Origin of the sequence: Corynebacterium sp. HMSC074E01, from assembly GCF_001808885.1 — a bacterium.
Taxonomy (GTDB): domain Bacteria; phylum Actinomycetota; class Actinomycetes; order Mycobacteriales; family Mycobacteriaceae; genus Corynebacterium.
The window spans coordinates 22,376-49,375 of sequence record NZ_KV794847.1 but is presented as its reverse complement, the minus strand read 5'-3'; the positions used below and the strand labels follow the sequence as shown (position 1 = coordinate 49,375).

24 protein-coding genes are annotated in these 27,000 nt (G+C 59.1%); 6 read left to right on the top strand and 18 right to left on the bottom strand.

Going from position 1 to position 27,000, the window contains the following annotated elements:
* Positions 1–21: 21 nt before the first annotated feature.
* A complete protein-coding gene (locus HMPREF2537_RS06290) occupies positions 22–807 on the top strand; it encodes a DUF4191 domain-containing protein (RefSeq protein WP_070526587.1) in 786 nt (261 codons plus the stop codon).
* A gap of 265 nt (positions 808–1,072) precedes the next feature.
* Here the strand turns inward: HMPREF2537_RS06290 and HMPREF2537_RS06285 are convergent, their stop codons facing one another.
* Positions 1,073–1,507, bottom strand: coding sequence for an RDD family protein (locus HMPREF2537_RS06285; RefSeq protein ID WP_070526584.1), 435 nt, complete (start codon positions 1,505–1,507; stop codon positions 1,073–1,075).
* 129 nt (positions 1,508–1,636) lie between these two features.
* Between HMPREF2537_RS06285 and glnA the strand changes: the two genes are divergently transcribed.
* A complete protein-coding gene (glnA, locus tag HMPREF2537_RS06280) occupies positions 1,637–3,070 on the top strand; it encodes a type I glutamate--ammonia ligase (protein WP_070526582.1) in 1,434 nt (477 codons plus the stop codon).
* 177 nt (positions 3,071–3,247) lie between these two features.
* Here the strand turns inward: glnA and HMPREF2537_RS06275 are convergent, their stop codons facing one another.
* The 6 genes from HMPREF2537_RS06275 to HMPREF2537_RS06250 form a co-directional block, all read right to left on the bottom strand.
* On the bottom strand, positions 3,248–3,889 hold the full coding sequence (locus HMPREF2537_RS06275) for a biliverdin-producing heme oxygenase (protein WP_070526578.1): 642 nt from the start codon (positions 3,887–3,889) through the stop codon (positions 3,248–3,250).
* 169 nt (positions 3,890–4,058) lie between these two features.
* Entirely contained in the window at positions 4,059–5,024 is a 966-nt protein-coding gene (locus HMPREF2537_RS06270) for an HtaA domain-containing protein (RefSeq protein ID WP_070526575.1), read from the bottom strand.
* On the bottom strand, positions 5,017–5,811 hold the full coding sequence (locus tag HMPREF2537_RS06265; protein ID WP_070526572.1) for an ABC transporter ATP-binding protein: 795 nt from the start codon (positions 5,809–5,811) through the stop codon (positions 5,017–5,019). The genes HMPREF2537_RS06270 and HMPREF2537_RS06265 overlap by 8 nt, the downstream gene beginning before the upstream one ends.
* Entirely contained in the window at positions 5,811–6,854 is a 1,044-nt protein-coding gene (locus tag HMPREF2537_RS06260) for a FecCD family ABC transporter permease (protein WP_070526571.1), read from the bottom strand. Before HMPREF2537_RS06260 ends, HMPREF2537_RS06265 begins: the two co-directional genes overlap by 1 nt.
* The gene (locus HMPREF2537_RS06255) at positions 6,835–7,881 is read right to left on the bottom strand and encodes a heme/hemin ABC transporter substrate-binding protein (protein ID WP_070526568.1); all 1,047 of its coding nucleotides are present in this window, start codon (positions 7,879–7,881) and stop codon (positions 6,835–6,837) included. The genes HMPREF2537_RS06260 and HMPREF2537_RS06255 overlap by 20 nt, the downstream gene beginning before the upstream one ends.
* A 10-nt stretch (positions 7,882–7,891) precedes the next feature.
* Positions 7,892–9,742 carry an HtaA domain-containing protein gene (locus tag HMPREF2537_RS06250; protein WP_070526566.1) on the bottom strand — a complete coding sequence of 617 codons (1,851 nt, stop codon included), beginning with the start codon at positions 9,740–9,742 and terminating at the stop codon, positions 7,892–7,894.
* A gap of 718 nt (positions 9,743–10,460) precedes the next feature.
* Here HMPREF2537_RS06250 and HMPREF2537_RS06240 point away from each other — a divergent pair.
* Positions 10,461–11,429, top strand: coding sequence for an SLAC1 family transporter (locus HMPREF2537_RS06240; RefSeq protein WP_083298982.1), 969 nt, complete (start codon positions 10,461–10,463; stop codon positions 11,427–11,429).
* Positions 11,430–11,463: 34 nt separating this feature from the next.
* Here HMPREF2537_RS06240 and HMPREF2537_RS06235 read toward each other — a convergent pair whose 3' ends face one another.
* The 6 genes from HMPREF2537_RS06235 to thrC form a co-directional block, all read right to left on the bottom strand.
* A complete protein-coding gene (locus tag HMPREF2537_RS06235) occupies positions 11,464–12,045 on the bottom strand; it encodes an META domain-containing protein (RefSeq protein ID WP_246818735.1) in 582 nt (193 codons plus the stop codon).
* A 188-nt stretch (positions 12,046–12,233) separates the two neighbouring features.
* The gene (locus HMPREF2537_RS06230; protein ID WP_168162405.1) at positions 12,234–13,316 is read right to left on the bottom strand and encodes a DNA alkylation repair protein; all 1,083 of its coding nucleotides are present in this window, start codon (positions 13,314–13,316) and stop codon (positions 12,234–12,236) included.
* Positions 13,317–13,444: 128 nt separating this feature from the next.
* A complete protein-coding gene (locus HMPREF2537_RS06225) occupies positions 13,445–13,978 on the bottom strand; it encodes an NUDIX hydrolase (protein WP_070526551.1) in 534 nt (177 codons plus the stop codon).
* 17 nt (positions 13,979–13,995) lie between these two features.
* Positions 13,996–14,844, bottom strand: a complete 849-nt coding sequence (locus tag HMPREF2537_RS06220) for a trypsin-like serine protease (protein ID WP_070526548.1) — start codon at positions 14,842–14,844, stop codon at positions 13,996–13,998.
* Positions 14,837–14,989 (bottom strand): hypothetical protein, encoded by a 153-nt coding sequence (locus HMPREF2537_RS12805; RefSeq protein WP_168162404.1) that lies wholly within the window; start codon positions 14,987–14,989, stop codon positions 14,837–14,839. Before HMPREF2537_RS12805 ends, HMPREF2537_RS06220 begins: the two co-directional genes overlap by 8 nt.
* Positions 14,990–14,992: 3 nt before the next feature.
* The gene (gene thrC / locus HMPREF2537_RS06215) at positions 14,993–16,438 is read right to left on the bottom strand and encodes a threonine synthase (protein ID WP_070526545.1); all 1,446 of its coding nucleotides are present in this window, start codon (positions 16,436–16,438) and stop codon (positions 14,993–14,995) included.
* A gap of 38 nt (positions 16,439–16,476) precedes the next feature.
* Between thrC and HMPREF2537_RS06210 the strand changes: the two genes are divergently transcribed.
* On the top strand, positions 16,477–17,778 hold the full coding sequence (locus HMPREF2537_RS06210) for an MFS transporter (protein WP_070526542.1): 1,302 nt from the start codon (positions 16,477–16,479) through the stop codon (positions 17,776–17,778).
* A 312-nt stretch (positions 17,779–18,090) separates the two neighbouring features.
* On the opposite strand, the gene HMPREF2537_RS06205 is transcribed toward HMPREF2537_RS06210, so the two are convergent.
* The 4 genes from HMPREF2537_RS06205 to HMPREF2537_RS06190 all read right to left on the bottom strand — a co-directional run bounded on the left by HMPREF2537_RS06205 (position 18,091) and on the right by HMPREF2537_RS06190 (position 23,434).
* The gene (locus tag HMPREF2537_RS06205; protein ID WP_246820263.1) at positions 18,091–18,522 is read right to left on the bottom strand and encodes a hypothetical protein; all 432 of its coding nucleotides are present in this window, start codon (positions 18,520–18,522) and stop codon (positions 18,091–18,093) included.
* Between the two features lie 34 nt (positions 18,523–18,556).
* Positions 18,557–18,874 (bottom strand): hypothetical protein, encoded by a 318-nt coding sequence (locus tag HMPREF2537_RS06200; protein ID WP_070526535.1) that lies wholly within the window; start codon positions 18,872–18,874, stop codon positions 18,557–18,559.
* Positions 18,875–19,029: 155 nt separating this feature from the next.
* Positions 19,030–22,089 carry a bifunctional [glutamine synthetase] adenylyltransferase/[glutamine synthetase]-adenylyl-L-tyrosine phosphorylase gene (locus tag HMPREF2537_RS06195; RefSeq protein WP_070526533.1) on the bottom strand — a complete coding sequence of 1,020 codons (3,060 nt, stop codon included), beginning with the start codon at positions 22,087–22,089 and terminating at the stop codon, positions 19,030–19,032.
* 7 nt (positions 22,090–22,096) lie between these two features.
* On the bottom strand, positions 22,097–23,434 hold the full coding sequence (locus tag HMPREF2537_RS06190; RefSeq protein ID WP_070526530.1) for a glutamine synthetase family protein: 1,338 nt from the start codon (positions 23,432–23,434) through the stop codon (positions 22,097–22,099).
* A 198-nt stretch (positions 23,435–23,632) separates the two neighbouring features.
* On the opposite strand from HMPREF2537_RS06190, the gene HMPREF2537_RS06185 reads away from it, so the two are divergent.
* Together HMPREF2537_RS06185 and HMPREF2537_RS06180 are read left to right on the top strand one after the other, a co-directional pair.
* Positions 23,633–24,709, top strand: a complete 1,077-nt coding sequence (locus HMPREF2537_RS06185; RefSeq protein ID WP_070526527.1) for a DUF2786 domain-containing protein — start codon at positions 23,633–23,635, stop codon at positions 24,707–24,709.
* 112 nt (positions 24,710–24,821) lie between these two features.
* Complete coding sequence (locus tag HMPREF2537_RS06180) at positions 24,822–26,549, top strand: CYTH and CHAD domain-containing protein (protein ID WP_070526524.1); 1,728 nt, start codon at positions 24,822–24,824, stop codon at positions 26,547–26,549.
* 156 nt (positions 26,550–26,705) lie between these two features.
* Here HMPREF2537_RS06180 and HMPREF2537_RS06175 read toward each other — a convergent pair whose 3' ends face one another.
* Entirely contained in the window at positions 26,706–26,894 is a 189-nt protein-coding gene (locus HMPREF2537_RS06175) for a hypothetical protein (protein WP_012715171.1), read from the bottom strand.
* Positions 26,895–27,000 lie beyond the last annotated feature (106 nt).

Below are 27,000 nucleotides of genomic sequence, written 5' to 3'. Positions count from 1 at the left end.
CTGACCTCTAAAGTAGGAGCCATGGCTAACGACGACAAGGCATCGCTGAAGGAAGCGAAGAAGCAGGAGCGCGCAGCAAAGCGCGCCCAGCGCAAGCAGAACTGGTCACAGATGTGGCAAGCGTTCAACATGCAGCGCAAGCAGGACAAGGCTCTCATCCCCATCATGCTGGCTGCGTTCTTGGGCATGGGCTTGCTCTTCTTCCTTATCGGCATGCTCTTCAACGGCCAGTGGTTCATGCTCATCATTGGCTTGGGTCTTGGCGCGATGCTCGCCATGTTCCTGTTCACCCGCCGCCTTGAGCGCGACATGTACAAGAAGGTGGAAGACCAACCTGGTGTCGCCGGTTGGGCTTTGGAGCAGCAGCTACGCAACACCGTTGGTGTGGTGTGGAAGGTTAAGCCGGGCGTGGCTGCGACCCGCCAGCAGGATCTGGTTCACCGCGTGATTGGTAACTCGGGCGTCATTTTCGTCGTCGAGGGTGACCGCAAGCGCGTCGCCCCTACTCTCAACCGTTTGAAGAAGCGCGTCGACCGCCTGGCTGGCGGCGTGCCGGTGTACGAGGTCTTCGTGGGCAATGGCGAGGATGAGGTTCCGGTGTCCAAGCTGCGCACCCACATCATGAAGCTGCCGCGCAACTACAACAAGAACGAAACCTACGAGAACATTCGCCGCATCGAGGCCATGGATGATCTTCCGGGCACCACCCCGGGTCTGCCCAAGGGCCCGATGCCCCGACAGGCTCAGAACATGGCGGGCATGAACCGCCGCATGCGCCGCATGCAGGAGCGCAAGGGCGGCAAATAAGCTACCTTGTTCCACACAAGAAGGGGTCCCTCCCGAGATTCTCGGAAGGGACCCCTTCTTTACCTTGCGGTTCTTCGTTGCTTTAGGACCGTCCTAGCCTTCGTGACCAGGTTTCGTCAGATGGTTCTACTCAGATGGTTTACTTGACCCCAAGTAAACCATCTAGCGTTATGAAGAAGGTTTGCTTGCCCCCAAACAAACCTTTTCAGGGGAACCATTTGTGGGGCATCTGTGGTGGATACGACCGGCTAGCGCTGACCAAGCTTTAGGCCATGATGACGGCGGTGCCGGTGGCGCGGTCGTGGAGGCCACGGCCGTCGGCATCAACCATCGCTGCGGGGAAAAGCACAGCGGTCAACAGCGTACGGACCGCCGCCCGCCACAAACCGACAGAAGTGCCCGGCACGTCGAGACGCGCCACGCCCATGCCGAGAATGGCCATTCCCGGAGTGCGGGCGAAGAGCCAACCGCACACGATGCCCATGACCACCCACACGGCGTAGCCCAAGAAAGCTGGACCGCCGAGCGAATCCGTAACGAGTTCGAGAAGGTTGGCGATGATCATCGCCAAAATCCAGTCAATGAGGACGCCAAAAGTGCGCCGCATTACAGAAGCCAGAGCGCCTGAGCCCTCCTTAGGCAAGCCCAATGTTTGCCCAGGCCACTGCCCGTGCTCAAAGCCGTCGTTGTTATCTGCCATGCTCACCAATCTAGCTGTCGGCTCCGCGAAGCAGAAAATTTACCTCTAGGTGCCCCAGACACCCCGGTAACGAAGCCAATACCTGTAAACTAGTCGGGAGTACTACACGTCAACCAACAGGAGACCACCGTGTCCTTTGAGACAATCCAGGACGTCATCGCATTCATCAAGGAAGAGGACGTCAAGTTCGTTGACATCCGGTTTACGGACGTCCCCGGCACTGAGCACCACTTCTCTATTCCGGCCGAGGAATTTACTGAAGATGCAGCCGCCGAAGGCCTCGCTTTTGATGGTTCTTCCATCCGCGGATTCACCACCATCGATGAGTCCGATATGACGCTGTTGCCGGATCCGAAGACCGCCTTTGTGGATCCTTTCCGTACCGCGAAGACACTGAACATCAAGTTCTTCGTCCACGACCCGTTCACCCTGGAGCCTTTCAGCCGCGACCCGCGCAACATCGCCCGCAAGGCTGAGGAGTACCTCGCCTCCACCGGTATCGCAGATACCTGTAACTTCGGCGCCGAGGCTGAGTTCTATATCTTCGACTCTGTTCGCTACGGCACCGACGTACACAACGGCTTCTACGAGGTTGATACCGATGAGGGCTGGTGGAACCGCGGTTCTGAGACCAACTTCGATGGCACCCCGAACACCGGTTTCAAGACTCGCGTGAAGGGCGGCTACTTCCCTACGGCACCCGTCGACAAGCACGGCGAAGTCCGCGACGCCATGGTGGAGCAGCTACAGAAGGCAGGCTTTGTTATCGAGCGCTTCCACCACGAGGTGGGAAGCGGCCAGAACGAGATTAACTACCGCTTCAACTCCCTGCTGCACGCGGCTGATGATATTCAGACCTTCAAGTACATCATCAAGAACACCGCGGAGCAGTTCGGGAAGTCCGTAACCTTCATGCCGAAGCCGCTGGCCGGCGATAATGGTTCCGGTATGCACGCCCACATGTCCCTGTGGCAGGACGGCAAGCCGCTCTTCCACGATGAGGCCGGCTACGCCGGTCTGTCCGACATGGCTCGCTACTACATCGGCGGCATCCTGGCCCACGCACCGGCTGTGCTGGCGTTCACGAACCCGACGTTGAACTCCTACCACCGCCTGGTTCCGGGATTCGAGGCTCCGATCAACCTGGTGTACTCGCAGCGCAACCGCTCGGCTGCTATCCGTATTCCGATTACCGGTTCCAACCCGAAGGCCAAGCGCATCGAGTTCCGTGCGCCGGATCCGTCGGGCAACCCCTACTTTGGCTTCGCTGCCATGATGATGGCGGGCCTCGATGGCATCAAGAACCGCATTGAGCCGCACGCTCCGGTGGATAAGGACCTCTACGAGCTGCCGCCGGCAGAGGCCGCCTCCATCCCGCAGGCACCGACCTCCCTGGAGGCCTCCATCGCAGCACTTGAGGAAGACAACGAGTTCCTCACCGAGGGCGATGTCTTCTCCGAGGATCTCATCGAGACCTACATCAACTACAAACGTGAGAACGAGATCGCACCGGTCCGCCTGCGCCCGACCCCGCAGGAATTTGAGATGTACTACGACTGCTAAAGGATATGTGGGTATCTGACCCCTTCTTTTAGCACCCTCCGACAAGACACAACCCACGGTTTCCTTCACGGATTCCGTGGGTTGTGTCATGTTGAGCCCGGCACGCGAGAGCCCAATGGCGCAGCTTCTGAAACTAACTACAGGGGCTACCGGCCACGCAGGCGAGTGTTCCGCCGGCTAATAGAGGCGCCCTAATTCAGCAAAGATACCCGAATTAAAGTTGAAAGCCCGCTCGGCCTCCGAGAGCATGACTTCACGCTGTTCAACGGTAAGCTCCAGGCTATCCACGCGCTCGCGGTATCCCGCACGATAAGGTGGGATTTTTCCAATCGACGTGAAGTCATAGAAGTTCAGTGCCTCAGGAGGTACTCCGTAATGGGCTCCCAGGCGCGCTGCAATCACCTGCCCACCGGAAATATCACCGAGATAGCGCACGTAGTGATGGGCTACCACTTCTACTGGCTTGCCCACTATTTCTTCTAAGCGCGCGCTATAGGTCCTCGTCGCTGGAAGAATGCGAATCTCCTCACTCCAGTTTTCGCCGACTAGCACTTTCAGATCTGCTTCCAGTGCTTGACGACGTTCCAACCGCGGATCCGCTACCGCACCGGCAATGGGAGTAGTCGCCACGCTGCGAACGGCGTTCTCGAGAGCTCCATATACAAACCACAGTTGGCCGGCCAAATCAGCCACGGCTGACTTATTGAGCTCCCCTGACAACAGGCGCTGCATGAATGCCGAATTCTCCGCATGCTCATGCGCACGCGCAGTCGCCTCACGCAACGCAACGGACAAAGGTTTATTGAGAGTGGTAGTCACTGTTCTTCTCCACGGTGTTATTTAGAAAAACTACAAATCAGTTGAGGTTAGAAAAACTCAAAATCGAAAATTAAGGGGATTAGGCTGACGTGGGTGTGGGGCACCAATTCTCATCGGCACCCCACACCCGTTACGTCGTTCTTGAACTGTCAGCAGTGTGTCTTAGGGTTTATCGCTGAAAGAAGACACGCGCACTGTTAAAAGCACCGGACTTAACAAATGCTTGCCACAGAATTGCGATCATGCTGCCAACAGTCGCAATGCCTAGGAAGTAGTTCCAGAAGTTGGAGACCTTCGAGATAGAAGAGGAGTTCTCACCCGAGCTAAGGTTCTTATCTTCCGAAGGCGTCTGGGGCTTCGGCTGCTCGCTGTCCGACGGGTTCTGCGGCTTCTCGCCCTCCGAAGAATCCTTTTCTTCTTCCTTCTTCTGTCCACAGCCCGGGGCGACCTTGAGGGTTACCTGCGCACTATCCACCTCCGGGTTGTAGTCGGAACCGTACATGCCCATGAACAGGTAGTCGACGCCCTCAACATCACCAGAATCGTTCGTTCCGGGCTGCCGCTCGTACATAACGTCGGAAGCAGAAAGCGTAAGGGTATCCCCGTCCTTACTCCACTGTGCCTTACCGTTCCCGAACGCCCCTTCACCTGTGCGCTTGTTGGCCTCAACGCGGTCCTCCGGGGTGTACTGCGTCATGTGTTTGCCTTCAACAAAGTAGGCCTCGTAGCCGGAGCCGAGCTGGGCCTTATCACCTTCGGTCTGCACGAATGGGTTAATCATCTTGGAGTACAGCGCTCCGTGGTGGCCAGTGAAAGTAATCGAAGAGTCCTTGGCCTTGATCTTCGATGCAGTGACATTGCCGGCCTCGTCCACAGAGACTGTGGACGTCGCGGGATCGACTTCGAAGCCGAAGGTGAAATCGCTGCCCGTCGGATCGCCGTCCTCCTTCACCGTTCCGGTCGTCTCCCAGTCACCCTTAGCGATTCGCCCCTTAATGTAGGAACGCCAGGAGTGCTTAACACCCCAGTTGATAGTGCCGGATTCGATGGTGCATGATTCTGCTTCTGCCGCGGTTGCCTGCGGCACAGTAATCGCCGTCGCTGCGATAGCGGTCACCAGGATTTTTTTAAACATGGAAGTCCTCCAGTTGATGCGAGAAAAGTGAATTGATTGTGGGCGTGGCACGCTGTGGTTGTACCTGCAGCCCGTTGACGGAGATCGGCCAGCCGTACACCTCTGACAAGATGGGACCGGTGAAAACCTCCGCCACGCGCCCTTGAGCTGCGATCCCCCCGCATGAGACGCACACGATGTGATCGCAATATGCGGCTGCCGCGTTCAGGTCATGGAGCACCACGAGTGCGGTTACTCCTGCCTCGCGGGCTAGGGCTTTCACAGAACCCAGTAACTGTTCTTGGTGGCGGATATCGAGGGCCGCTGTCGGTTCATCCAGCAGGATTATTGGAGTATTTTGTGCAAGAACACGGGCAAAGGCCACCCGCGCACGTTCACCACCGGAAAGCGTGCTGATATCGCGTCCGGCGAGATGCGCGGCTCCAGCTGTTTCAAGGGCGGCTTCGATAAACTGCTCGTCAAGTTCGGCGTGGGGCGTTCCGCGCCAAGGGCGGCGGCCCATCGCGACAACATCGCGTACCAGAAATTCAAAGGACACCGAGACATCCTGAAGCATCACCGCACGTTTGCGTGCGAGCTCACGGGGCGAGGTCTTCGGCGACAAACCGCCGACACTGATTTCACCGGAGAAGTCGATATCACCCGCGATCGCGCCAAGGACAGTTGACTTCCCCGCACCATTCGGGCCAATTAGTCCGGTAACCTCGCCTGGTCGGGCATTAAAGGTCACGCTGTCAACGAGGGTAGCCCCGTCGACTTGGACGGTGAGGTTGTCCACGTTCAGCATCAGTGCACCCCCTTTCGCATCATGCGGCGCAACAGGATGAAGAAGGTCGGTCCGCCAACTAAGGCGGTAAAAATACCGATTGGGAGGTCCGCAAAGGGAATCAAGGTTCGTGCGGCCACATCCGCAAAGCCGATTAGCACCGCGCCGCCCAGGGCGGATGCAGGAATGAGGATATGATTTTGCGGTCCTACGATGCTGCGCAACAAGTGGGGAACGATGAGCCCAACAAAGCCGATGAGGCCGGCGAAGGACACAGCTGCTGCGGTAAGCACTGCGGACGCCACAATTGCCACAATGCGCAACACAGACACATCTACGCCAGTGTGCACAGCAGCGCGTTCACCCAGCGCAAGAATGTCAAGTTGCCTGCCCAAACGCAGGGCTACTGCTATACCGATAAGAACGATGGGAAGAACAACCCATACGTGCTTCCACTGCGAGCCGTTGAAGGAACCCATCTGCCAAAAGATGATGGCTTCCCGGTTGGCAGTCGGTGTTAGGTACACCATGAAGGAGATGATTGCATTGCACACTGCATTAATGGCGATGCCCGTGAGGATCAGGTGAACCACCGTGACGCGACCGTTATGGCGTGCAAGTTGGTAGATGATGAAGGTAACTAAAAGTGCGCTCAAGAAAGCCAGCGCTGGCACAGTGAAAGTTCCCACGAAGGTGAGGTTGAAGACGATCGCTACAGACGCCCCAACACCTGCACCGGAGGTCACTCCGATGATGGATGGCTCCGCCAGAGGATTGGCAAAGATGGCCTGCATCAACGTGCCGGCAACGCCTAGAGCGGCGCCTACGAAGAGCCCCAAGACCAAGCGCGGCAGGCGAATATTCCATACCACGCTGGCTGTGAGGGACTCTTGCCCCGGCCCCAAAGCCAGAATCGGGAACAGATCAGAAAGTGCAACGTAATACTGTCCGAGGGCGATCGAGATGAGTCCCGCTAGAACAGCAAGCACCACTAAGGATACGAATACCGATATCCGCTGAGTGCGGCGTCGTGTGAAGACGTCGCTATGCATTGTCTGGGTCATATACAGCCTTTGCGAGTTTGACCAATGTCTGACCGGTCATGGGGCCGAAGGCCAGGGACTGGCCGTCAGGAATGGTGACGATGCGATGCTTTTGACCAGCAATGGTCTGAGCCACACCAGGACGTTCCAGTAGCCCGCCGACTCCGCCAGTGGATTTCAAACCATCGGTCATCATGATGATCACCTCTGGGTTGATGCGGGCCAGCGCTTCTGCGTTAGCAGGTTCGGCATAAGAAAGGTTGTTCTCCGCAGCGAGGTCGATGCCCCCAATTCCTTCGATGAGGTCTTGGGCGCCGGTCCCCTCCCCCATGATGAAGAACACGCCACCGTTCCCACGGGCGTAGAGGAAGGCCATACGCATTGGCTCCTCGGGGGCAATGGTCTTAATGGCTTCCTTCGACTCATCAATTTCCTTGATGGAGCGCTCTGATAACTTGCGGGCCTCGTCCGGAAGCCCGACGGTTTCACCCAGCGTGATGATGTCTTCGCCCACCGAGTCAATGGTCCGCTGCGGTTCCATGACCACAGTTGTCACACCTGCTTCACGGATCTGATCGATCGCATCACGGGGTCCAATGGAGTGGTCCACAATAACGAGCGTCGGATTAAGCTCCAGGACTGCTTCAACATTGATATTGTGGCCGCCTTCAGTCACGACGGGACGATCCGCCAGATTCGGTTCAGTGGAAGAGACGGTGCGGCCAACGATGTTGTCCGCAAGCCCCAAGCCGCTCAGCGTTTTGGTATAGGTCCCATAAATATCCAGCGCCAGAATCCGCGAGACATCCGTGACGGTGACGTCATAACCATCAGCGTCAGTAAGTTCCACCGGAAGTACGGGCTGGACTTTAGTGCTTACGGGCTCGATATCGGCGAAGTCACTGACCTCAGTAACGCCTTCGAAGGAGCGCGGGTCGGAAAGGTCCTGCGGGTCCGGTAGCTGGTCTGTATAGCTTCCTTGCACGCCACAGGCAGTCAATCCCACGATGCACAGAAGCGGGATAAGGAAACGTAGGAGAAGTTTCACGGTGATCTTTCTAGGAGTTGTTCATAATGAGGCGGCTGGTGGAGCCTCCGGCGATAATGAGCCCGGCGATGAACAGGAGGAGGTAGGTAACTGGGTCATCGGTGGTGCCGTTCGCGGAGCTCGCGGACTTGATCTGGAATTTCTTTGAACCATCTTCATAGCCCTGCGACGAATCACTGGCCAGCGCGTTGTCTACTGCTTCGGAGTTGACACCGCCACTGCCCTTCGACCCGGAGCCGGCACTGTCTCCCGCACTGGACGAGCTGCCACCACTAGTGCCGCCAACAGTGTCGTTGCAATCGGCGTTTCCGCCCAGGCTGGCGTTGAAACTTAACGGATCCAGCTGGGTTCCAGGCTCGTAAAATTCGGCAAAGGCCTTGGAGCCAACGTCAGTCAGGGATACTGTTGCTTCGCCCGATACGGCATCTGTTCCCACATCCAGAGACGTGAAATTCAGGTCGGCGATGGCGGTGCGTCCGAAGTCCTTCTTCTCGCCTTCCATGTTGGAGGAGCGCACATCGCCGATTAGTTTTCCGGTTTTACCGTTGAAGGAGATTTCTAGGTTCGCAATATTGAGGTCGAGCTTGCCGTGGTGGCCGGTGAACTGGATGCTTCCGCCGTAGCGCACGGAACCCGCGCCGTCCTTGACTGCGCCGGAGTTCCCGGAAAACTGGAATCGACCGTTGCTATAGCCGACGCCCGAGAGCTGCCATTTTCCTTGCGCAATGGAGCCGGTGATATAGGACTGGAATGATTTCTTCACTCCCCATTGCGCCGTCGCTTGGGTAACACCGGTGGCTTGGCACGTTTCGTTGGCTGCACCGGATGCTCCAGACGCTGCTGCAACCGAGCCCGTCGCACCCGTAGCGCCGGAGTTCGACCCGCTAGCCGTTGATGCTCCACCACTGTTTCCGCTGCCAGCTGCCGCTGTTTCTGGAAGGCCGTTGCCGCTTAAGTCCGAAGTAGTGGTGCTACCAGAGGTGGAGGTTCCAGACGACGTGCTAGCCGACGCCCCGGATGCCCCCGAGGTAGTGTTGCCCCGCTTCTTGAATGAGTCCAACTCGTCCAAGAAGGACTGTGTATTGCCCATAAACGTGGTGATACCGTTCATGGTGTCGTTGGTTTCGGACAACATAGCCATGGCTTCCTTGTTGAAGCCCGTAAAGTTTCCGGTAATGGAGTTCAGCTGGCGTTTCGAGCCAGATCCATCGCTGCCTGCGCCGCCGGAGCCAGAACAGGATCCGTCCAATGCAATGGTGCCTGAGGAAGGATCGAGTTCTTCGCCCTGCTCATAGAAGCCCGTGAAAAGTTTGACGCCCCCGGCACTAAGGGACGTGGATCCTGCTAGGTTCACTGCCGTGCCGCTGTCCTTGACGGGCTCTTGCAGACTAATGGTGGCGATGACCTCGTCGTCACCCTTAATCTGGGCACCGCGGGTGTAGTCACTTCGGTTCAGTTCATAGGAAACGTAGTCGACCGTGATTTTTGCTTGGTCGCCGGAGGCGATGACCTTGAAATCCGACATTGTCATGTCGAGAACTCCGTCATGTCCCGTGAAGTTCAACGTGCCTTGGAAGGGAATCGTGACAATACCGCCTGAGGCAGTGGGCGTGCTGGCTTGGAACACAAACGCGCCGTTGCCTTTTTCATCACCGCTAAAGCCGATGCCGCTGGCGCCCCAGCCACCGCGGGCGATATTGCCCTTGATGTAGCTTCGGAAGGATTGCTTGATCCCCCAGTACCACGTGCAGGAAGTCTCTGCGTGGGCTACCGGGACAGTGTTAAGAAATGGAACGGCGCCGAGAGCGAGGGGAGCTGCGATCATCACACCGCATGCTGAGCGCCAGAGATTGCGAATCATGTTGAGAACCTTGTTTCATCCAGATAGGGCTATGGGCTAGGCTTACCTTGGTTAGGTAATCCTGACCTAAATTAACAGATTTGTCAACACATCAACCAAACGGGAGAAAACAGCATGCACAGCCACCCCCGCACAGATATCTTCAGGAGCATTTACCCAGACGTAGATCCGACCCAAAAGTTCCCCCCGACGCTGTCCGAACGCGCGGCTTTAGCGTTCGCCGTCGGTGTGTTTATGTTCGGCGGCGTGAAAGGGGATCTACTCATCGCCGGTGCAGGACTGGCGTTTGTTGTCGGCTGCGTTTGGGCGCTTTCCCGAAAAACTCCCCGGCGCATCCGAACTGAAGCACGTAGCCGGTTTCCCCAAGAACCGTGGGCGGAGGCACCTAGCCCCTTCATCCCTGTCTTGTGGTTCGCACTCGGCGCACTCGCCGTGGCCGCCTGGTGGTTTACCCCTGATGAGTTTCTCGTATGGAGTGCTTGCTCAATAGCCATCCTGGCAGCCGCTGTGACGTGGTACATGCCGGTCCTACAGGCTCAACGCTCAGCTGCGCCTGTAGGACCTAATGTAAACCTGTAGCCCTACCAAGGTTCCGTGGCACTGAGAGCAAAATCGTTGAAACGAGCAAAAGCTAGGTGCGGGTTGCCCATCACACAGGTGTGCCGGTTCCGCAAAGTTCAGCACAGCAACGGGACAGTAGGCGGGCACTACAGCTACCATGCCAGCTGTGACTGACAAATTCCGCCACTTGCCACCACCCGGCCCCGCGTGGGGCGGCAGCCTCATGGGCACCTCCATCGTCTCCCGGCTACTCGTTGAGGAAGGCATGCTGACAGCCTCCGCTGTTTTCGCGGCACTGTCCTGCGTCATCCTCCTCGTGCTGACAGTTGGTTTCGCGGTATACCGCCAGCCCAGCTTTGCGCGAACCTCCATGGCTGAGTGGTCCATGTATTTCATCGGCATCCTGGCGCTCGGCGCGGCGCTGTCGGGATTGACGGATATCGGAGCCTTCCGCCTCGTGGGCTTCTGGATAGGCGGCCCCGTCACCGTTATCACGTGGGCTATTCAGCTCACCCGCTTCGACGGCCAGCCGCGCTTTACCTGGGGCCTGCCGCTGGTCGGGCCCATGATTTCCTCCTCCGTAGCCGGCTTCCTCGCCTTGGATTACGGACATGCCTACCACGTCATGGGCACAGTGCTCTTTGTCATGTCGATCTCCACCGCGGTCCCCGTCTTTATCCGTGTGTATTGGGCTGCTTGGCACGGCAAAGTCAATCTCACCGGTGCCAACTCCGCGACGGCCTGGGTTCCGCTGGGCGTGGTGGGCCAATCCACTACCGCGATGCAGATCCTCTACCCCGGCACTTTCTCTGTCTACTACGGGCTCACCGCCATGGCGATCGCCATTCCCCTCGCGCTCTATGCCATGTTCACCTTCTACCCCAACGTGGCGCGCTGGGTGGATTACTCTCCTGCCTGGTGGGCGTGCACCTTCCCACCGGGAACGGTCAGCATGGGCGGGCACCAGGTAGCGCTGGTGAATGGCTCGGAGCTTCTCGACGTCATCGCGCTCAGCATCCCGGTACTCCTCATCGCGCACTGGTCTGCCTGTTCCTGCCGCTTCATAAGCTGGCTCATCGAAGGACGGCGCGCACAAGGAAGCGGAGCTAGCCCAATCACGAACTAGCTCCGCCGCGCTCTGTCTCTGCGTTGAAGGAACCTTAGTTTTCAGCCTTCTCAAACTGAATGACCTGGCCCTGGCTGCCCAGCGCAAAGGTGTTGCCCTCTACGGGGATGACCACTGGCTTTGCGGAAAGGATGGCGTTGAGTGCATCGGCATCAGCCATCTCCTCCGGGGCACAGGCACGCATCGTGGAGTTCAGGTTCTCCACCACGACGGCATCGGTCTGGTCCAGCTTGTAGCTGCCGCCACCGGAGTTGCAGCCATCGTTGAAGGTCAGCGTTCCGTCGTCATTGAAGGTCACGGAGATCTCCGGGTTCTTCTTTGCGGTGAAGGTCCCGATGAGAACCTTCTTAGCCTCATCAGCCGGCAGCTTGTCCTGCAGGCCGTCAACGTCCTCGTACTTCTCAATCAAGCCAGAGCCTTCCGGTGCTTCCGAATCCTTCGAGGAGGAGAAGGAGTCACCGAACAGACGCGAGCTCAGTTCCTGAATCTGGCTGGTCTTCACAGAGTCGGCGGAGGACATCTCTTGCGCACCGGCAGTACCGGCACCCAGAACGCCGCCGGCGAGGGCGACGAACGCAGTTGCAGTGGTTACTTTCTTCAGCGTGCGTGAAATCATGACCCCGAAGCTATCGGGCACGGGCACCAACCTCAACCCATTTCATGCGTTTCTGATGATATTGTGCGGCAACTCCAACACTCTCACCCCTTTGCGGGCTGCGTCCTCGCATGCAGAAAAGGCAGCTCCGGGGACTGCATCGCCGAATGGAGCGCATTCACAATCTGAATGACGCGGCAAGACCTGCGCTATTGGGTGAGCTCAAATTCCACGTGCTCGCCTTCGCGGCCGTTAATCACCAGGCTGAGTCCCTGCATGCCCGGGTAGTAGGTGCGCGTGCTGGTGATCCGAAACGGGTGCGTCTTGGTCACCACTCGGGTTTCACCCGGTTCAAGCGTGTATTTGCCGAGGCGGAACACGCTGGGTTGTCGGGTGCCGTTCTTTTTCAGAAAGTGCACGCGATACTCTGCAAGCACATGTGCGGGCGCATCGCCGGTGTTGGTGAGTGTCGTTGAAAGAGTCGCCTTTTCACCAATGGCCACAGTGTGAGGGAACTCGGGGCGGGTGGCGGTGACGGCGGTGGACGGAGAAAAGCCAACAAGCTCCAGGGCCTCCCTATTGCCGCGCTTGATCAGCCCACGCAACCCCTGTTCCACCACCCACGCTGCGTGCGACGATCCGCTATCTGCCCAACGCGACGCGGTGGCAAGCGCCAACTCGGGGTGCGTGCGGCCAATATCGTTGAGGTTATTGGCTACGGACTTGCGCACGAACAGCGACGCATCGTCGTACAGCCGGTCCAGGACCGGAAGGATCGGCGAGGGGTCCTCCACAAACGGCGCGTGCACCTTCGCCCATGGCAGACGCGGACGGATGCCCTCGGAAGCCAGGCGACGCACGTTGTGGCTGTCGGAACCAGCCCACTGATGCACCCGGGACATGGTCAGCTCCGGGTAGCGCTCCAAGAAGGGACGCACCGCAAACTCACCGGTGAACACCCTCGTGAGCGCCTCAATTGCGTCTAAAGAAACCTCCGGCTCATCTATCCCGTACAGCTCGATGAAGCGGCTCACCGGCCACAGATGAAATGCATGGTTGAAGTAGCCTTCCCCCTCCGCAAGCTCGGGCCCAAGCTTATCGATGATCCCTCCAATCACCCCTACATAATCCCCGCCAAGCTGTTCCCGAAGCCCCTGCGCGAACACGGTCACGCGGTCCAGAATCTCCAGATCCTCGACGCGTGGCGCGATCCATGCGGCGTATTTTTCGCCGTCAATTCCAAGCTGTGCGCCGAGTTTTTGTGCCGTGTCAGCGTTGAAGTAGTCCTTCATTTTGGGAGCCATAGTTGTGCATGTTACCCGGCGCGGAGAAACTCTTTTGCCGCAGGATTGAGGGCTGGCGCATCGATCCGCCACTTAGATCTAGTGCCCTCACATCAACGCTCATGGAGAAAGCCTGATTAAGACGAACGCTTAACGTACCCCATCCGCGGTCGGAAGCCCTGCGGGTGTTTCATCTGCGCCACTGCATCCCCGATGATCATGCGGTTGCGGGCGCTGACGGACGTCGGCATCTGCGCCACAGAGAACCACTGCGCGGCTAGGTTCTCCTCATCGGAGATAACCGGCTCCGCATCATCCGGCACGGAGACCCGGATGGAGGTATCCATGTAGAGACACTTATCCCCATTGGGGCAGACTACTGGGCCCACCTGGCCCACGCCGAGGAGCGCTTCGATGCGACCATCGAGGCCAATTTCCTCTTTGACCTCACGCAGTGCAGTCGCCGTGACCTCCTCACCCGGCTCACAGATACCGGAGATGGGAGCCCACGTGCCATTATCGGCACGCTGGGCAAGCAGCACTGAAGGCAGCTCCCATATCGCAGAACCGGTAGGAACCGCCCGCACGATAACCGCGGTCACGCTGGGCAAAAAGAGCTGCTCGTGACCGATTTTCTCACGCAGGGACACAATGAAATCAGGAGTAGGCATGGGTTTCATCTTAGCGCTTAAACCTGTGCCAGAATCTCCGGAAGGAGCGCCTCAATATCCGCCGCAGGAGTAAAGGACATCTCTGCCTCCGAACCGTGCGCACAGCCCTCACCACCCGCGGCTGCTTCCGTCGTTCCCGAAAGGACACCGACGATTACCCCTTCAAAGGGGCTGCCCGGCGCGCCAAAGACCGGAGCACCCGAATCGCCGTGCGTGGAGCAGACTTGGGCGCGCGCGGAGACGGTATCCACCGTGCGCTCACCAAACTGGAGTTTCCCGTGCCCCTCGCCGTGAGTAAGCGGGCCGCAGGTCTCACCGGTAATGCGCCCCAGCTTGCACACCTTATCTGGGAGCTCTTCCTGTCCCGCGGCGACCACGCTGGTGGGCATGTCCTGGGGGACGTGAAACTCCGCCTGCCGCGTGATCTCCACCAAAGCGAAATCCAGCTGATGCGTGTCCGGCGCGCTAAGGTCGGAGTAGATGATGCTGCCTACAGGCTCCGCCGGGTAGATGAACTCCCCGTCCGCGGCGCCCGCCCACACCGTATCCCCTGGCTCACCGCAATGGGAGGCGGTGACGGCGATGGTGCGGCCGTCGTCAAGCACGAAGCTCCACGCCACCGTGCACAGGTTGAAGTCGAAGGCTTCGCCGGGAACGGGCTGCATGCCAGAGATATCCAGTGCGGCGCCCGGGGGCACCGGGGACGCACCCGGCGTGTGAATCTCCGGCGGGGGCGGCTCAATCGTGGTGTCCTCGGAGGTATGCGAAGCAGCCTCGGGAACAGCGTCAACGCCCGTCTGCACCGTGCACCCAGCTACCACTAGAGCTGCTGTGCTGAGCACCCCCGTGAGGAGAAACCTAGGCATCCTCTTCTGCTGCAGCCTCACCCGAGTCCGCCTTGTTCTCCTTATTTTCCTTTTCCATCTCCGCGACCTGCTTCATGTCACGGATGAACTTCTCTGGGTCAAATTCAGTGAAATACTCGGGTCCTGAAAATTGTTCCTGTCCCATTGTTTAAACCTCCGTGCTCTTGATGTACTGCGTGATGTAGTCCTTCACCGCCGCGGCATCATTGGGCAGATCGGTAACGTGGCGCTCGGCTTCCAGGATGCCGGCGAAACGCGCAGGCACCTCTGGTTCGCTTCCGATGGCCTCTTTGATGGTCTCCGCAAACTTCACTGGCAGGGCGGTCTCCAGACAAATGATGGGGGTATCGACCCCATATTCTTCCTGCACCGCGCGGGCGACCTTGATGCCGTCGGCCGTGTGCGGATCCACCAGCACGTTGTAGCGCTCGTGGACATCCTTGATGGTGGCCAGGCGGTCCGCGTGGGTGGAGGAACCAGACAGGAAACCGTACTCGGTGTGGGCGGCGTCGAGCGCCTGCTTGTCGACGTTAAACCCGCCTTCCTTCACCTTCGTTCCAAACAGATCCTTGATGTGCGCGGCATCGCGGCCCAGCAGATCGAAAGCGAAGCGCTCAAAGTTGGAGGCGCGGGAAATATCCATCGACGGCGAAGACGTCTTGTGGGTTTGCTCCGAGGAGCGCGGGCGGTAGCTGCCGGTACGGAAGAACTCATCGAGCACGTCGTTTTCATTGGTCGCCACAATGAGGCGGTCGATGGGCAGACCCATCTGGCGGGCGATGTGGCCAGCACAGATATCGCCGAAGTTACCGGTGGGCACGCTGAAGGAGACCTTCTCCGTGTTTTCCGTGGTGACCTTGAGATAGCAGTTGATGTAGTAGACCACCTGCGCCATGAGGCGGGCCCAGTTAATAGAGTTGACCGCACCGATACGGTTTTCTGCCTTGAAGTTAGCGTCGGCAGATACCGCCTTGACCACGTCCTGGCAGTCATCAAAGACTCCATCGAGGGCGATATTGCAGATATTCGAGTCATCCAGCCCGAACATCTGAGCCTGCTGGAAGGGCGTCATGCGCCCGGCCGGGGTCAGCATGAAGACGCGAATGCCCTTGCGCCCGCGCATCGCGTACTCCGCCGAGGAACCGGTGTCACCCGAGGTAGCGCCTAGGATGTTGAGGGTTTCGCCGCGACGTGCCAGCTCGTATTCGAAGAGCTCGCCCAACATCTGCATGGCCATGTCCTTGAAGGCGGCCGTCGGCCCCTCGGACAGGTGTCCAATATAAAGGCCCTCCCCCAGCTCGCTGACGGGGACGATCTCCTCGTGGTCAAACTTCGGGTAGGTGTAGGCGCGCTGGGCAATCCCTTCGAGGTCCTCTGCAGGAATATCGTCCACAAAGAGCTTGAGCACCTCCGCGGCCAGGGCCGCGTAGCCGCCCTCAGCCAAGGTCTGGCGCCAGTTAGTCAGGGTGGCGTCATCGATGCGGGGGTAAGTTTCCGGCAGGTAGAGGCCGCCATCGGGGGCCAGACCTCCGAGGAGGATGTCCGTGAAAGAGGCGGGCTGGCGGTCGGTATCGCGGGTCGAAATGTACTTCACCCCCTGCATCTTAGTTGGTGCCGCGTAAAGTATCAGCCATGTCGGTTCCTCATCCTCGCAATGTAATTACCACTAAGGCTCTCTCCGTGTGGGTAGCTGCGGTGTTGGTTTACATCGTGGCGATTACCGGCCGCACATCTTTTGGCGTAGCGGGGCTCGAGGCCATCGACCGCTTCGAGGTAGATGCCGCGCGCATTGCTGTTTTCACCTCTGTGCAATTGGGTATCTATTCACTGGCGCAGATCCCTACCGGCATGCTCATCGATAAATTCGGCCCCCGGCGCCTGCTCGTCATCGGTTCCGCCATCATGGGACTCGGCCAGGTGCTTCTCGGTTTTACTAGCAATTACTGGGTAGCCATTGCCGCCCGCCTGCTCATCGGCGCGGGTGATGCCACCGCCTTCTTGTCGGTGATGCGCATCCTGCCTTATTGGTTCCCGCTGCACCGCACCCCCATGTTCACCCAGGTCACCTCCTCGCTGGGGCAGCTAGGTCAGTTCATGTCCGCCTTACCTTTTGCCATGCTGCTGGGGTGGGGCGGATGGACCATGGCCTTCGTTACCTTGGGTGCGGTGGGTATTCTCATCGCCGTCGCGGCCGCGGTGGCGGTTGCGGATTCCCCTGAATCACTGGGCATCGTGCCCAAGCCGAAGGAAAAACCTAACGCGAAGCCGGAAAGCACAGCAGCGCTGCTATCCACCGCTTTCCGTTCTCCTGTGGCCTGGCAGGCGTTTTTCATTCACTGGATTGGTCTGGGAGCCACCAACGTGTTTGTCATGCTGTGGGGAGTGCCCTTGATGACCGCGGGCATGGATTTTTCTAAGACTAGCGCCGGCTGGGTCCTGACGTGGTTTAGCGTGTTCATGGTGCTGATTGGCCCCCTGCACGGCAGGTTATCGTCCCGGGCCAGGGGTTTCCGTCCGTGGCTCGCCTTAGGGTTTGTGGCTATCCACTGCGCGGTATGGGTCCTGTTCTTCCTCTTCGGCGGCAGCTACCTCTCACTGTTCATCCTCATCAGCCTGGTGGCCCTGTGCACACCGGTGGCAAATTATGGATTCGACATTGTCCGCGAAAACCTGGATCGCCGCGTCGTCGCCACGGCGACGGGGCTGGGAAACATGGGCGGCTTCATCGCCACGGTCATCGGCGCCCAGCTCGTCGGTATGGTGTTGGACCACTTGGGCAACGGGCCCGACTACCCCTTCCATGATTTCCGGCTCGCCGCCTGGGCGGTCTTTGGGGTGTGGTGCATTGGCATCGTGGGGGTTCTCATCACCCACATCCTGCGCAGCCGGGGCGAGGAGGAAGGACCGCACGCCAGAATCGTGCAGGTGGGTTAGCACAGGGCTGGACTACTGAAAGGCCAAGGCACTCAACGGCGCCTCAAGGGGCAGCCCATTGGCCACTTCAAAGACCCCGAGCCCACCGCCGATGGGGACGAGAATGGCGATGCTCACTCCCACTGCGGTCCTGAGCAGCTCCCGTAGTTTTCGTCGTTTCTCCACCTCAACGCACCAACCTTTATCGTTTCGTTATCTGTGCGTGTGAGCTTAAGAGCTGCGGCTGCAAGGCAAATCCTCATTGACTGCGCATCACCTGCCAGTCCCTGTGGGCTCCGTGCCAACAAGCTCAACCGGTGGGGTTCACCAGGCTTATTCGGCTGGGGTGGACTCCACAAAAATAGGGCCATCCACTGGGGCGACGACACCGGCATCGAAGGCAGCGAGGACACCTTTCGCATCATCTTTCGTAATGACGCCTGCCTCCACGGCCTTCTCCAGATCCGCCTCAAGCATCTGACGGGAGCGGTACCTATCCGACGCCACCGACAGCAGCCCGCGCGGCACTGACTCCGATGGAATCCCCAGTGCTTCCGCCAGCGAGACAATGCGATCCTTTTCAGCCGGGTCAAGCTCGGCGCCTGCCGACGGATCCTGTGGGACGCCGCCGTCGACCACCTGCTCCACCGTCAATGCCCCCTCCGGCACCTGGTGCCGCTCTGTAGCCCACCAGCCCGCACCGACGGCGGTGATGACTGCCACCACCACGAGGACCCATACGGCGATAATCTGCTTGGACTTCACGGCCACAATTTTAGACTTCTCTCACATTCGCGGCTTAATCCGCGCGGGGGCCAAAGGTGCCAAAAGAATTTCCGTGCGGCGGGTGCGGCGAATCGAGGCGCTCGGACAGCGCATCGATGATGGAGCGGATGGTGGACTCCGCCACGGAGCGATCCAGGCTGGTGCGGCGCGGGGCCTCAGGCTTCGGCTCCGTAGGGGTAACGAGGGGCTTGTCGACGTCCAACCGCATCACCGTCCCCTCCACGCTCAGCGCGGCGGCGGGGTCGCACCCTGCGGCGCGGGCGGCGGAGAGGAAGGCGTCGAGATCAGCAAGAGTGGCATCGTTCAAGTCGAGGGACAGGTTAAGGCTCATTGCGTAACTCCTTTTCGAGGCGTGGGAACTATGTTTGTTCACTGCCACCTAAGGCTATCGGCTGCTCCCCTGATAGAACAGGGGCTCGCTCCAAAGTCAGGGAAAGATCCGGGTGAGCTCAGGGTGCGGGTCAGGGGCAAAGCAACTGCCTTCTGCTAGTCATGCTCGAAGGACTCTGCCTCACCCCAGAACACCTCATCCACGATTTTCCGCGCGTGCCGGGTCACCTTGAGGTAGTGCTCCAAGAATTGCTGATTGCGCTCAGGTTCCCACCCGGCCGCGCCGGCCACCTGCGCCAGCTGCGGGCCCGGTGCCGGAAGCTGGTCCACGCGCTTGCCGCGCACCAGCACCAGCGCATTGCGGGCATCGGTGGCCAAGAGCCAGGCCTCCCGCAGCTCCTGTACTTGCTCGACAGGGATAACCTCATTGTCCTCGAGGGCATCCAGCACCCGCAGCGTGGACGGATCATGCAGTGCCGGAACCTCGTGGGCATGCATCATCTGAAGCAGCTGGACGGTCCATTCGATATCCGTCAGTCCGCCGCGCCCCAGCTTGGTGTGGGTATTGCGGTCGGCGCCGCGCGGGAGGCGCTCGTTATCAACGCGCGCCTTCATTCGGCGGATATCACGAATGGTCTTCTCGCTCACGCCCTTCGGCGGGTAGCGGAAAGCATCCACCATGCTGAGGAAACGTGTACCGACTTCCTCATCCCCCGCCACGAAGGCCGCGCGGAGCAAAGCCTGCATCTCCCAAGGCTCGCCCCACTGCGAGTAATAGCGCTCATAGGATTCGATCGAGCGCACAACTGCTCCTGAGCGCCCCTCGGGCCGCAAACCCAAGTCCACGTCCAAGGGCGGATCCCCGGAAGGTTTTGCCAGACGGCGGCGCAGCTTCTCAATGATGCCGATGGCCCAGGGCAGTGCTTCCTCCTCGGCGTTTTCTCCGGTTGGCTCCGCCACCACGATGACATCGGCGTCGGAGCCAAAGCCCAGCTCCATGCCTCCGAGCCGGCCCATACCAATCACGGCGATGCGGGCTGGTGGTTCGGCATCGTCATTGCCCAGCCTCCATGCTCTGACCTCGGCACGCAGCGCGGCCTCCAGCACAGCATTCCAGATGGTGGACAGTTCAAAGCACACCTGTTGAACCGGCAGGAAGCCCAGCAAATCGGCAGCGGCGATCCGCGCCAGCTCTACGCGGCGAAGGGCTCTAGCGACCGACACGGCCTTGTCCGGATCAGCGTGGCGCTTGGTGGAATTAATCAAGGCAGAGGACACTTGCTCGGGCTTGGTTTCCAACAGCTTGGGCCCTGCCGCGCCATCGGAGAGCTGCTTGACGACGTCCGGCGCGCGAATAATCAGCTCCGATGTGAAAGGCGAGGTGCCCAAAATCTTCATGAGGCGCTGGCCGACAACGCCTTCGTCGCGAAGCATGCGCAAGAACCACGTCCGGTCATAAGCTGCCTCAGAAAGCTTGCGGTAATTCAACAGGCCCATGTCTGGGTCAGCGGTGTTGGAGAGCCACTCCATCAGCGTTGGAAGCAGGATGGCCTGAATGCGGGCCTTGCGCGACTGCCCCGCTGCCAGGGAGGTGAGATGCTCGAAGGCGCGGTCCGGGTGGCGATAGCCCAACGCCGCCAGCTGCAGAAGTGCCGCTTCGCGGGAGAGTTTGAGTTCGTCCGCCGACATCGAGGCCACGGAATTGAGCAGCGGGCGGTAGAACAAACGCGAGTGGAGCTCAGAGATAAGCAGTCGAATCTTCCGCAGTTGGATATTCATCCGGTCCGCTGCCGACTGGTGCCCCTGCGGGTGGAATCCTGCATTGATAGCCAGCCATGTAAGCGCTGAGCTGTCGTCTTTCTCCGGCAGCGTATGAGTCCGGCGGAAGCGCTCCAGCTGGAGGCGGTGCTCAAGCAAACGCAAAAATTCGTAGGCCTCGATAAGCTGGGTGCCGTCTTCACGTCCCACATACCCGGCGCGCACCAATGCTGCGAGTGCATCGACCGTGGCAAGCGTGCGCAGCGATTCATCCGAGCGTCCATGTACCAACTGCAACAACTGGACGGCGAATTCCACGTCACGCAGACCGCCCTCCCCCAGCTTAAGCTCGCGAAGGCGCATCTCCTCTGGGACATTATCCAGCACGCGGCGGCGCATAGCTTGAACGTCTTCCACGAAGGACTCCCGCTGCGATGCAGTCCACACCATCGGCCCGATCTGTTCCAGGTAGTCCTTACCCAAGGGCAAATAGCCGGTTTGCGGCCGTGCCTTCAGCAGCGCTTGGAACTCCCAGGTTTCTGCCCACCGCTTGTAATAGGCCACGTGCGAATCCAGAGTTCGGACCAAGGCGCCGGACTTGCCTTCCGGGCGCAGGTTGGCGTCAACCTCGAAGAAGCAGGCTGAGCCAATCCGGTTGAATTCTGATGCTAGACGGGTAATCCGTGGCGTGGCCTCCGAGCCCACGAAGATCACGTCCACGTCGGAGATGTAGTTCAATTCGCCCGCGCCGCACTTGCCCATCGCGATGACGGCCAGCTGCGCATCGAGTGCCTCGTCCCCATAGACCACCCGGACCGCACCGGCGAGTGCTGCCGTCAAGGCGGCATCTGCGAGGGCCGTCGTCAGCCTGGTGACTTCCCGGAAACCTACTCGCGGCTGTGGGCGTGACTGCCCCTTGCGCGAGTGGAAAGTACCTGCGAGGTCATGGGCGGCAATGCGCATCATCAGCGTCCGGTAGGCCACTTTGAGCGATGCTTTGTGGTCCCCCGGTGCTGCCCGGTAGGTGCCGGGAGACGTCAGGTCGGGGCTGGCGGTGTCAGGCTGGCCTGGTTGCTCAACGTATGTCGCAGGTTCCGCCTCGACCTCTGTGAGTAGTGTGTGCAGCATTTCGGTAGGCGTCGGCAATGGCCGCTGCAGTTCTTGCCAGGTTTCTGGATTCGCAGCGAGATGATCACCGAACGCCGAGGAGCCACCCAGCAGGGCGATGAGCCGCACCCGAAATGTTTCGTCCTCGCGCATCGCCGGGCCAATCTCAGGCGCTCCCTCGACGATCCTCATCAGCGTGTTGAGGGCCATATCGGGATCACCGGCACCGGCCAATGTCCACAGCAGCTCAAGGGACTCCGGATTGTCCCACCCGAGCTTGGACAGATCCTCCGCAGCAGTGGGCCGGGTCAGACCAAGAGTAGCTGGGGACGGTACTGATGCTGGACGCATGCTTCTCCTAGAAGTTCAGGTTGTTGCGCAATTCGAATGCGGTGATTTGCTGCTGGTACTCATGCCACTCGTCCCACTTTGAGCGCAGGAAGTACTCAAAGACGTGCTCGCCCAAGACCTCCGCCATAAACTCGGAGCGCTCGAATTCTCGGAGGGCTTGGTCCAGGCTGCTGGGCAGATCCTTATACCCCATCGCACGGCGTTCGCGGCGGGTCAGCTGGTGGACGTCATCCTCAGCAGGGTCCCCTAGCTCATAGCCTTCTCTGATTCCACGCAAACCAGCGGCAAGGAGCACCGCGTATCCCAGGTAGGGGTTCATCGCTGAATCCAGCGAGCGGATTTCAACTCGGCGCGACATTTCCTTGGAAAGACGGTAAGTGGGCACTCGCACCAGCGCAGAGCGATTAGAAATTCCCCACGTCACTGACCCTGGGGCCTCGCTGCCAAACATCAGGCGCTTATAGGAGTTGGTCCACTGATTGGTGATCGCCGTCATCTCCACTGCGTGCTCGAGAATGCCGGCGATGAACTGCCGCCCTGTGCTGGACAGAGAAATCTCATCATCAGGGTCATGGAAGGCGTTGGAGTCTCCCTCGAAAAGGCTCAAGTGGGTATGCATGCCCGAGCCCGAGCGATTCTCAAAAGGCTTGGGCATGAATGTCGCGTGCACGCCCTGCTGTGAGGCGACCTCTTTGATGAGATAGCGGAACGTCATGATGTGGTCTGCCATGGACAGCACGTCAGCATGACGCAGATCGATCTCCTGCTGGCCAGGTGACGTTTCATGGTGGCTAAATTCTGTGGCGATTCCCATGGATTCCAGCGCGTACATCGACCGGCGCCGGAAGCTTGGAGCATTATCGTGCGTGGCTTGGTCGAAATAGCCTCCGTTATCAGTGGCAATGAGCTTGTTGATATCGCGGGCGTCTTCAAGGAGATAAAACTCAATCTCAGGAGAAGCTTTACACGTGAATCCTTCATTGGCCGCCTCGGTGACCTGACGGCGCAAGATGTGACGCGGGTCCACCAAGGAAGGTTGCCCATCGGGCTGGGTAATGTCGCAGAACATGCGCGCCGAAAGGAGCTCGGGTTCCTCCTTGTCAAAGGGCATGATCTGGAAAGTTGAAGGGTCCGGCATTGCGATGGTGTCCGCCTCCGAAATGCGGGAGAACCCTTCCACGGAAGAGCCGTCGAAGCCAACACCTTCCTCGAAGGCGGATTCCAACTCTGAGGGGCTCATTACCACCGATTTCAGCGCCCCCAAGATGTCAGTGAACCAGAGGCGAATGAAGCGGATATCGCGTTCTTCAACTGTACGAAGGACGAATTCGTGTTGGCTGTTCATGCTTTAAACCCTACCGCCGCGCGCCGAAGCCACGGAGAAAGTTTCTTCTTTTGCCCCCGCACTGCGAATTGTTAGCCCAGTTGGCAAGAGTATCTCGGGGGCAAATTTTTTCGACTCTTCCGACCCCTGTCTGCATCACGTGCTTGAATGGCCCCACAACCGAACAGATGTACCCATAAAGAATGATGAGGAACAGCCATGAACACACACCACGCAACCCTGAGTCAACGAGGAATCGAGCTCATTAGCCAAGCAGCCCAGCAAGGATGGTCGCCTAAGGACCTGCTCCACGTCGTGGGTAGCTTTTGCCACCCACTCATTTATCGCGCCGCCCCTCATGTTCCCGCACAGATTAGTTCCACTGCGCTGCGCAAGGAATGGTTGAGCATCACTCCGCCTGCCTCAATGACCATGTCTGCTGATGACCTCATGCAACTTATTGAAGCAATCAGCTTCCTGCCGCCCCTTCGGGACGTTGATGTGTTGGCAGCACAAAGAAAGAACTCTCAGACATCCCGCGGCAGCAAGGAGAATAGAATCCGCGACAAAATCACTCATCTTCTGCGAAAAGCAGAATCCACCCCTTACGAAGAAGAAGCCAGCGCGCTCATCGCCAAAGCCCAGAGCCTTCAACAGCGGCACCGCCTGGAAGGGACACTCACCGACTCCTCGGGCACTGTGGTGTCCACCCGAATCCATATCAACGCGCCCTATATCAACCACAAGACCACGCTCCTCAGCGTCATCGCGGATAGGAACGGATGCACTGCCCTCCAGCTTCACCACAAAGGGATCGTCGCCGTCATTGGCGCTGAGGAGGACGTCCGCCACGTCACCGAACTTTTCGCTTCACTCCTGCGGCAGTGCGAATGGCACATGCACCACGGTGAGCACGCCGAAAGCGCGCGTCAGCATGGCAATGTAGCTTCCTTTCGCCGAAGCTTCATCCTGTCTTATGCCACCCGCATCGGCGAGCTCTTAGAGGAAGCAAACGCGACGCTGGAGTCTCACGAAGCTGAAGCGAAAGGCTCGGCATCACGCGGCTGCAACGCACGACAAGACGAAGTAGCCCTGGCACAGCAATCGCTATCAGCCGTGGAAGAACGCCGACGCAAAGCAGAAGCAGTGACCGATAGGTTCTTCCCGAATGCACGCACAATGTCCTTGGCTGTACGAAGCCACACGGGAATGACTGCCGGCGCAACAGCTGCAGAAAAGTCTCACTTGGGAGGTGACTCCTCGGGGCTTAAAGGACGCCGCCAACTCACCCGCTAGAGGCGATCATCAGCTGGCACATTTTACGCTAATAGCCAGGTAACCTAGAAGGCAGTACTGAGGTTTGATTCCTCCTCTTTTATGATTTCGCTCCCCCGACGAAGGTGTGTACATGTCTCCAAAGACGTTCCTTGAAATCGAAGCCAAGTTCGCTGTGGATGAGACCACCCCCATGCCGGATCTCACCCACATCGATGAGGTCGCCCGTGTTGCAGAAACCCGCCACCACTCGTTGTCCGCGATTTACTACGACACCAAGGATCTCCGCCTTACCCATGCGAAGATCACGCTGCGGCGACGCACCGGTGGAAATGACGATGGATGGCACATCAAGATTCCCGGCGCGCAGGGACGAACTGAAATCCGCGCGGAACTGGGTGAGCCCGTCGACGGCAAGTACGAGGTTCCGGATGAATTGCTCCACCAGGTCCGCTCAGTGGTCCGCAACCAGCCACTTGAGCCCATCGCCCAGGTGGATAACAACCGCACCGAATTACTTCTCGTTGACGCGGATGAGCAGCCAGTTGCTGAGTTCTGCGATGACCATGTCACCGCATTCTCCTTCCTGCCGGGCGGCTCCCAGAGCACGTGGCGTGAGTGGGAAGTAGAGCTTGCCGGGGAACTGCCGGGTACTAAAGCAGGCAGCAAACTGCTACGGCATGCCACATCCCTACTGATCAGTTCTGGGGCTCGGGTTTCCTCCTCGCCGTCCAAGCTGAAGTCTGCATTGGGAGATTCCATCAACAACGTCGAGCTTCCCCCAGCGCTTGCTGCATCAAACGTGGAGCCGGGCTCACCCGCGGCGGCAGTCGTGGAGGCGTTGAAGGCCAACCGAGACAAACTCGTCGAGTTTGATCCGCGCGTTCGCCGTGATGAATGGGATTCGGTGCACCAGATGCGCGTGGCTACCCGTGAATTGCGCAGCCACTTGCAGACCTTCCACGGCATTGTGGTGGGCCCCGAAATCGAGCGCATTGAGTCAGATCTGAAGGAACTTGCGGCCATGCTGGGCGTCGCCCGTGACGCCGAGGTTGTGGAAGAACGCTGGCAGAACCTCCTCGCGTCAGAGGACTCCGATGTTCTCGATGAAGCTACCCGCGAGCACATTGCTCACGACATGGGCCGCGCCTACCGCCGTGCGCATCGTCGCGTTATCGCTGCACTTGATTCCGACCAGTACTTGGCTCTGCTCGATGCGCTGGATGCTTTCCTTGCCAATCCACCGGTTGCCGGGGAGGACGCATCCGCTGACGCAGATAGCACGTCTGCAGATAGCGGGGCGGAAGATGCTGCAACTATCGATACGGCATCCCCAGAGCCCGCTGAGGCTCACGAGGCAGCAAAGGACTACGAGCCGAAGCACGCCAAGCCGGATTCGGAAGACGAGCCCCACGATCTCGATACGGTGATGGCTCTGCACCTGAAGCAGGCTTATGACAAGTTGGTCAAGCGCCACAAGAAGGCCGTCTCCAACTGGGATAACACCGAGCTGACGCTGCATGAGCGTGAAGAGTACTTCCACGACATGCGCAAGGCAGCAAAGAAGCTGCGCTATGCCGCGGAAGCTGCTGGATCCGCCACCACGTTGAAGACGAAGAACCTCTACAAGGCCTGCAAGCATATGCAATCAGTCTTGGGTGACTTCCAGGATTCTGTAACCTCTCGCGATAAGTTGCTCGAGTTGGCAGAAACCGCACGCCGACGCGGTGAAGACACCTTCGGTTACGGCCTTCTCTACCAGCGTGAGCGCGTCATCGGGTTGGAAACACTCAATGCCTACTCGGATAGCTTCAAGGCCATCAAGTCTGCGTTCAAGCCGCTGCGCAAGAAGCTGCGCTAGCCGGCTGGTTTTGCTCCGCTAGCCTTCCCGTGTTGCAAGGCAGCGATCAGAAGCGGCCCACACCTTCACGCCTATGCGGTGGTGTGGGCCGTTGCTATTAGCGGAATTCTCAAGCAGGCTTCAACATTGGCCTGTTAGGACTTCGCAGTATGGTGCTTAGTAATCGTCCTCGGCGGCGTCCTCAGCATCAGCAGCAGCGGTACGAGCTTGCGCGATTTCAATGGCGCGCTCGGCCTCCTCGCGGGAATCATAAGGCCCCATGCGGTTCTCCCAACCAGACACCTTGCCCTGGGATACTTCACCGGTTGACGGGTCATAGAACCACTTGTTGTCGGCTTCAGCCATAATCTTCTCCATTCTTTTAAGCTCTCATTCAGTGCACCCCACACTACAGACCGCCTGCAGGCAACGCCCGTTAGAATAGATAGGTCACTTAGTCCTGCTTTTACTT

Bases quoted from the DNA above. Each gene is read 5' to 3' on its own strand.
- HMPREF2537_RS06260 (WP_070526571.1), bottom strand. From the start codon at position 6,854: ATGACCCAGACAATGCATAGCGACGTCTTCACACGACGCCGCACTCAG.
- HMPREF2537_RS06180 (WP_070526524.1), top strand. From the start codon at position 24,822: ATGTCTCCAAAGACGTTCCTTGAAATCGAAGCCAAGTTCGCTGTGGAT.
- HMPREF2537_RS06270 (WP_070526575.1), bottom strand. From the start codon at position 5,024: ATGTTTAAAAAAATCCTGGTGACCGCTATCGCAGCGACGGCGATTACT.
- HMPREF2537_RS12805 (WP_168162404.1), bottom strand. From the start codon at position 14,989: ATGGGACAGGAACAATTTTCAGGACCCGAGTATTTCACTGAATTTGAC.
- HMPREF2537_RS06210 (WP_070526542.1), top strand. From the start codon at position 16,477: ATGTCGGTTCCTCATCCTCGCAATGTAATTACCACTAAGGCTCTCTCC.
- HMPREF2537_RS06285 (WP_070526584.1), bottom strand. From the start codon at position 1,507: ATGGCAGATAACAACGACGGCTTTGAGCACGGGCAGTGGCCTGGGCAA.
- HMPREF2537_RS06225 (WP_070526551.1), bottom strand. From the start codon at position 13,978: ATGCCTACTCCTGATTTCATTGTGTCCCTGCGTGAGAAAATCGGTCAC.
- HMPREF2537_RS06185 (WP_070526527.1), top strand. From the start codon at position 23,633: ATGAACACACACCACGCAACCCTGAGTCAACGAGGAATCGAGCTCATT.
- HMPREF2537_RS06240 (WP_083298982.1), top strand. From the start codon at position 10,461: ATGCCAGCTGTGACTGACAAATTCCGCCACTTGCCACCACCCGGCCCC.
- HMPREF2537_RS06230 (WP_168162405.1), bottom strand. From the start codon at position 13,316: ATGAAGGACTACTTCAACGCTGACACGGCACAAAAACTCGGCGCACAG.
- HMPREF2537_RS06175 (WP_012715171.1), bottom strand. From the start codon at position 26,894: ATGGCTGAAGCCGACAACAAGTGGTTCTATGACCCGTCAACCGGTGAA.
- HMPREF2537_RS06250 (WP_070526566.1), bottom strand. From the start codon at position 9,742: ATGATTCGCAATCTCTGGCGCTCAGCATGCGGTGTGATGATCGCAGCT.
- HMPREF2537_RS06265 (WP_070526572.1), bottom strand. From the start codon at position 5,811: ATGCTGAACGTGGACAACCTCACCGTCCAAGTCGACGGGGCTACCCTC.
- HMPREF2537_RS06220 (WP_070526548.1), bottom strand. From the start codon at position 14,844: ATGCCTAGGTTTCTCCTCACGGGGGTGCTCAGCACAGCAGCTCTAGTG.
- HMPREF2537_RS06235 (WP_246818735.1), bottom strand. From the start codon at position 12,045: ATGATTTCACGCACGCTGAAGAAAGTAACCACTGCAACTGCGTTCGTC.
- HMPREF2537_RS06195 (WP_070526533.1), bottom strand. From the start codon at position 22,089: ATGCGTCCAGCATCAGTACCGTCCCCAGCTACTCTTGGTCTGACCCGG.
- HMPREF2537_RS06290 (WP_070526587.1), top strand. From the start codon at position 22: ATGGCTAACGACGACAAGGCATCGCTGAAGGAAGCGAAGAAGCAGGAG.
- HMPREF2537_RS06200 (WP_070526535.1), bottom strand. From the start codon at position 18,874: ATGAGCCTTAACCTGTCCCTCGACTTGAACGATGCCACTCTTGCTGAT.
- HMPREF2537_RS06190 (WP_070526530.1), bottom strand. From the start codon at position 23,434: ATGAACAGCCAACACGAATTCGTCCTTCGTACAGTTGAAGAACGCGAT.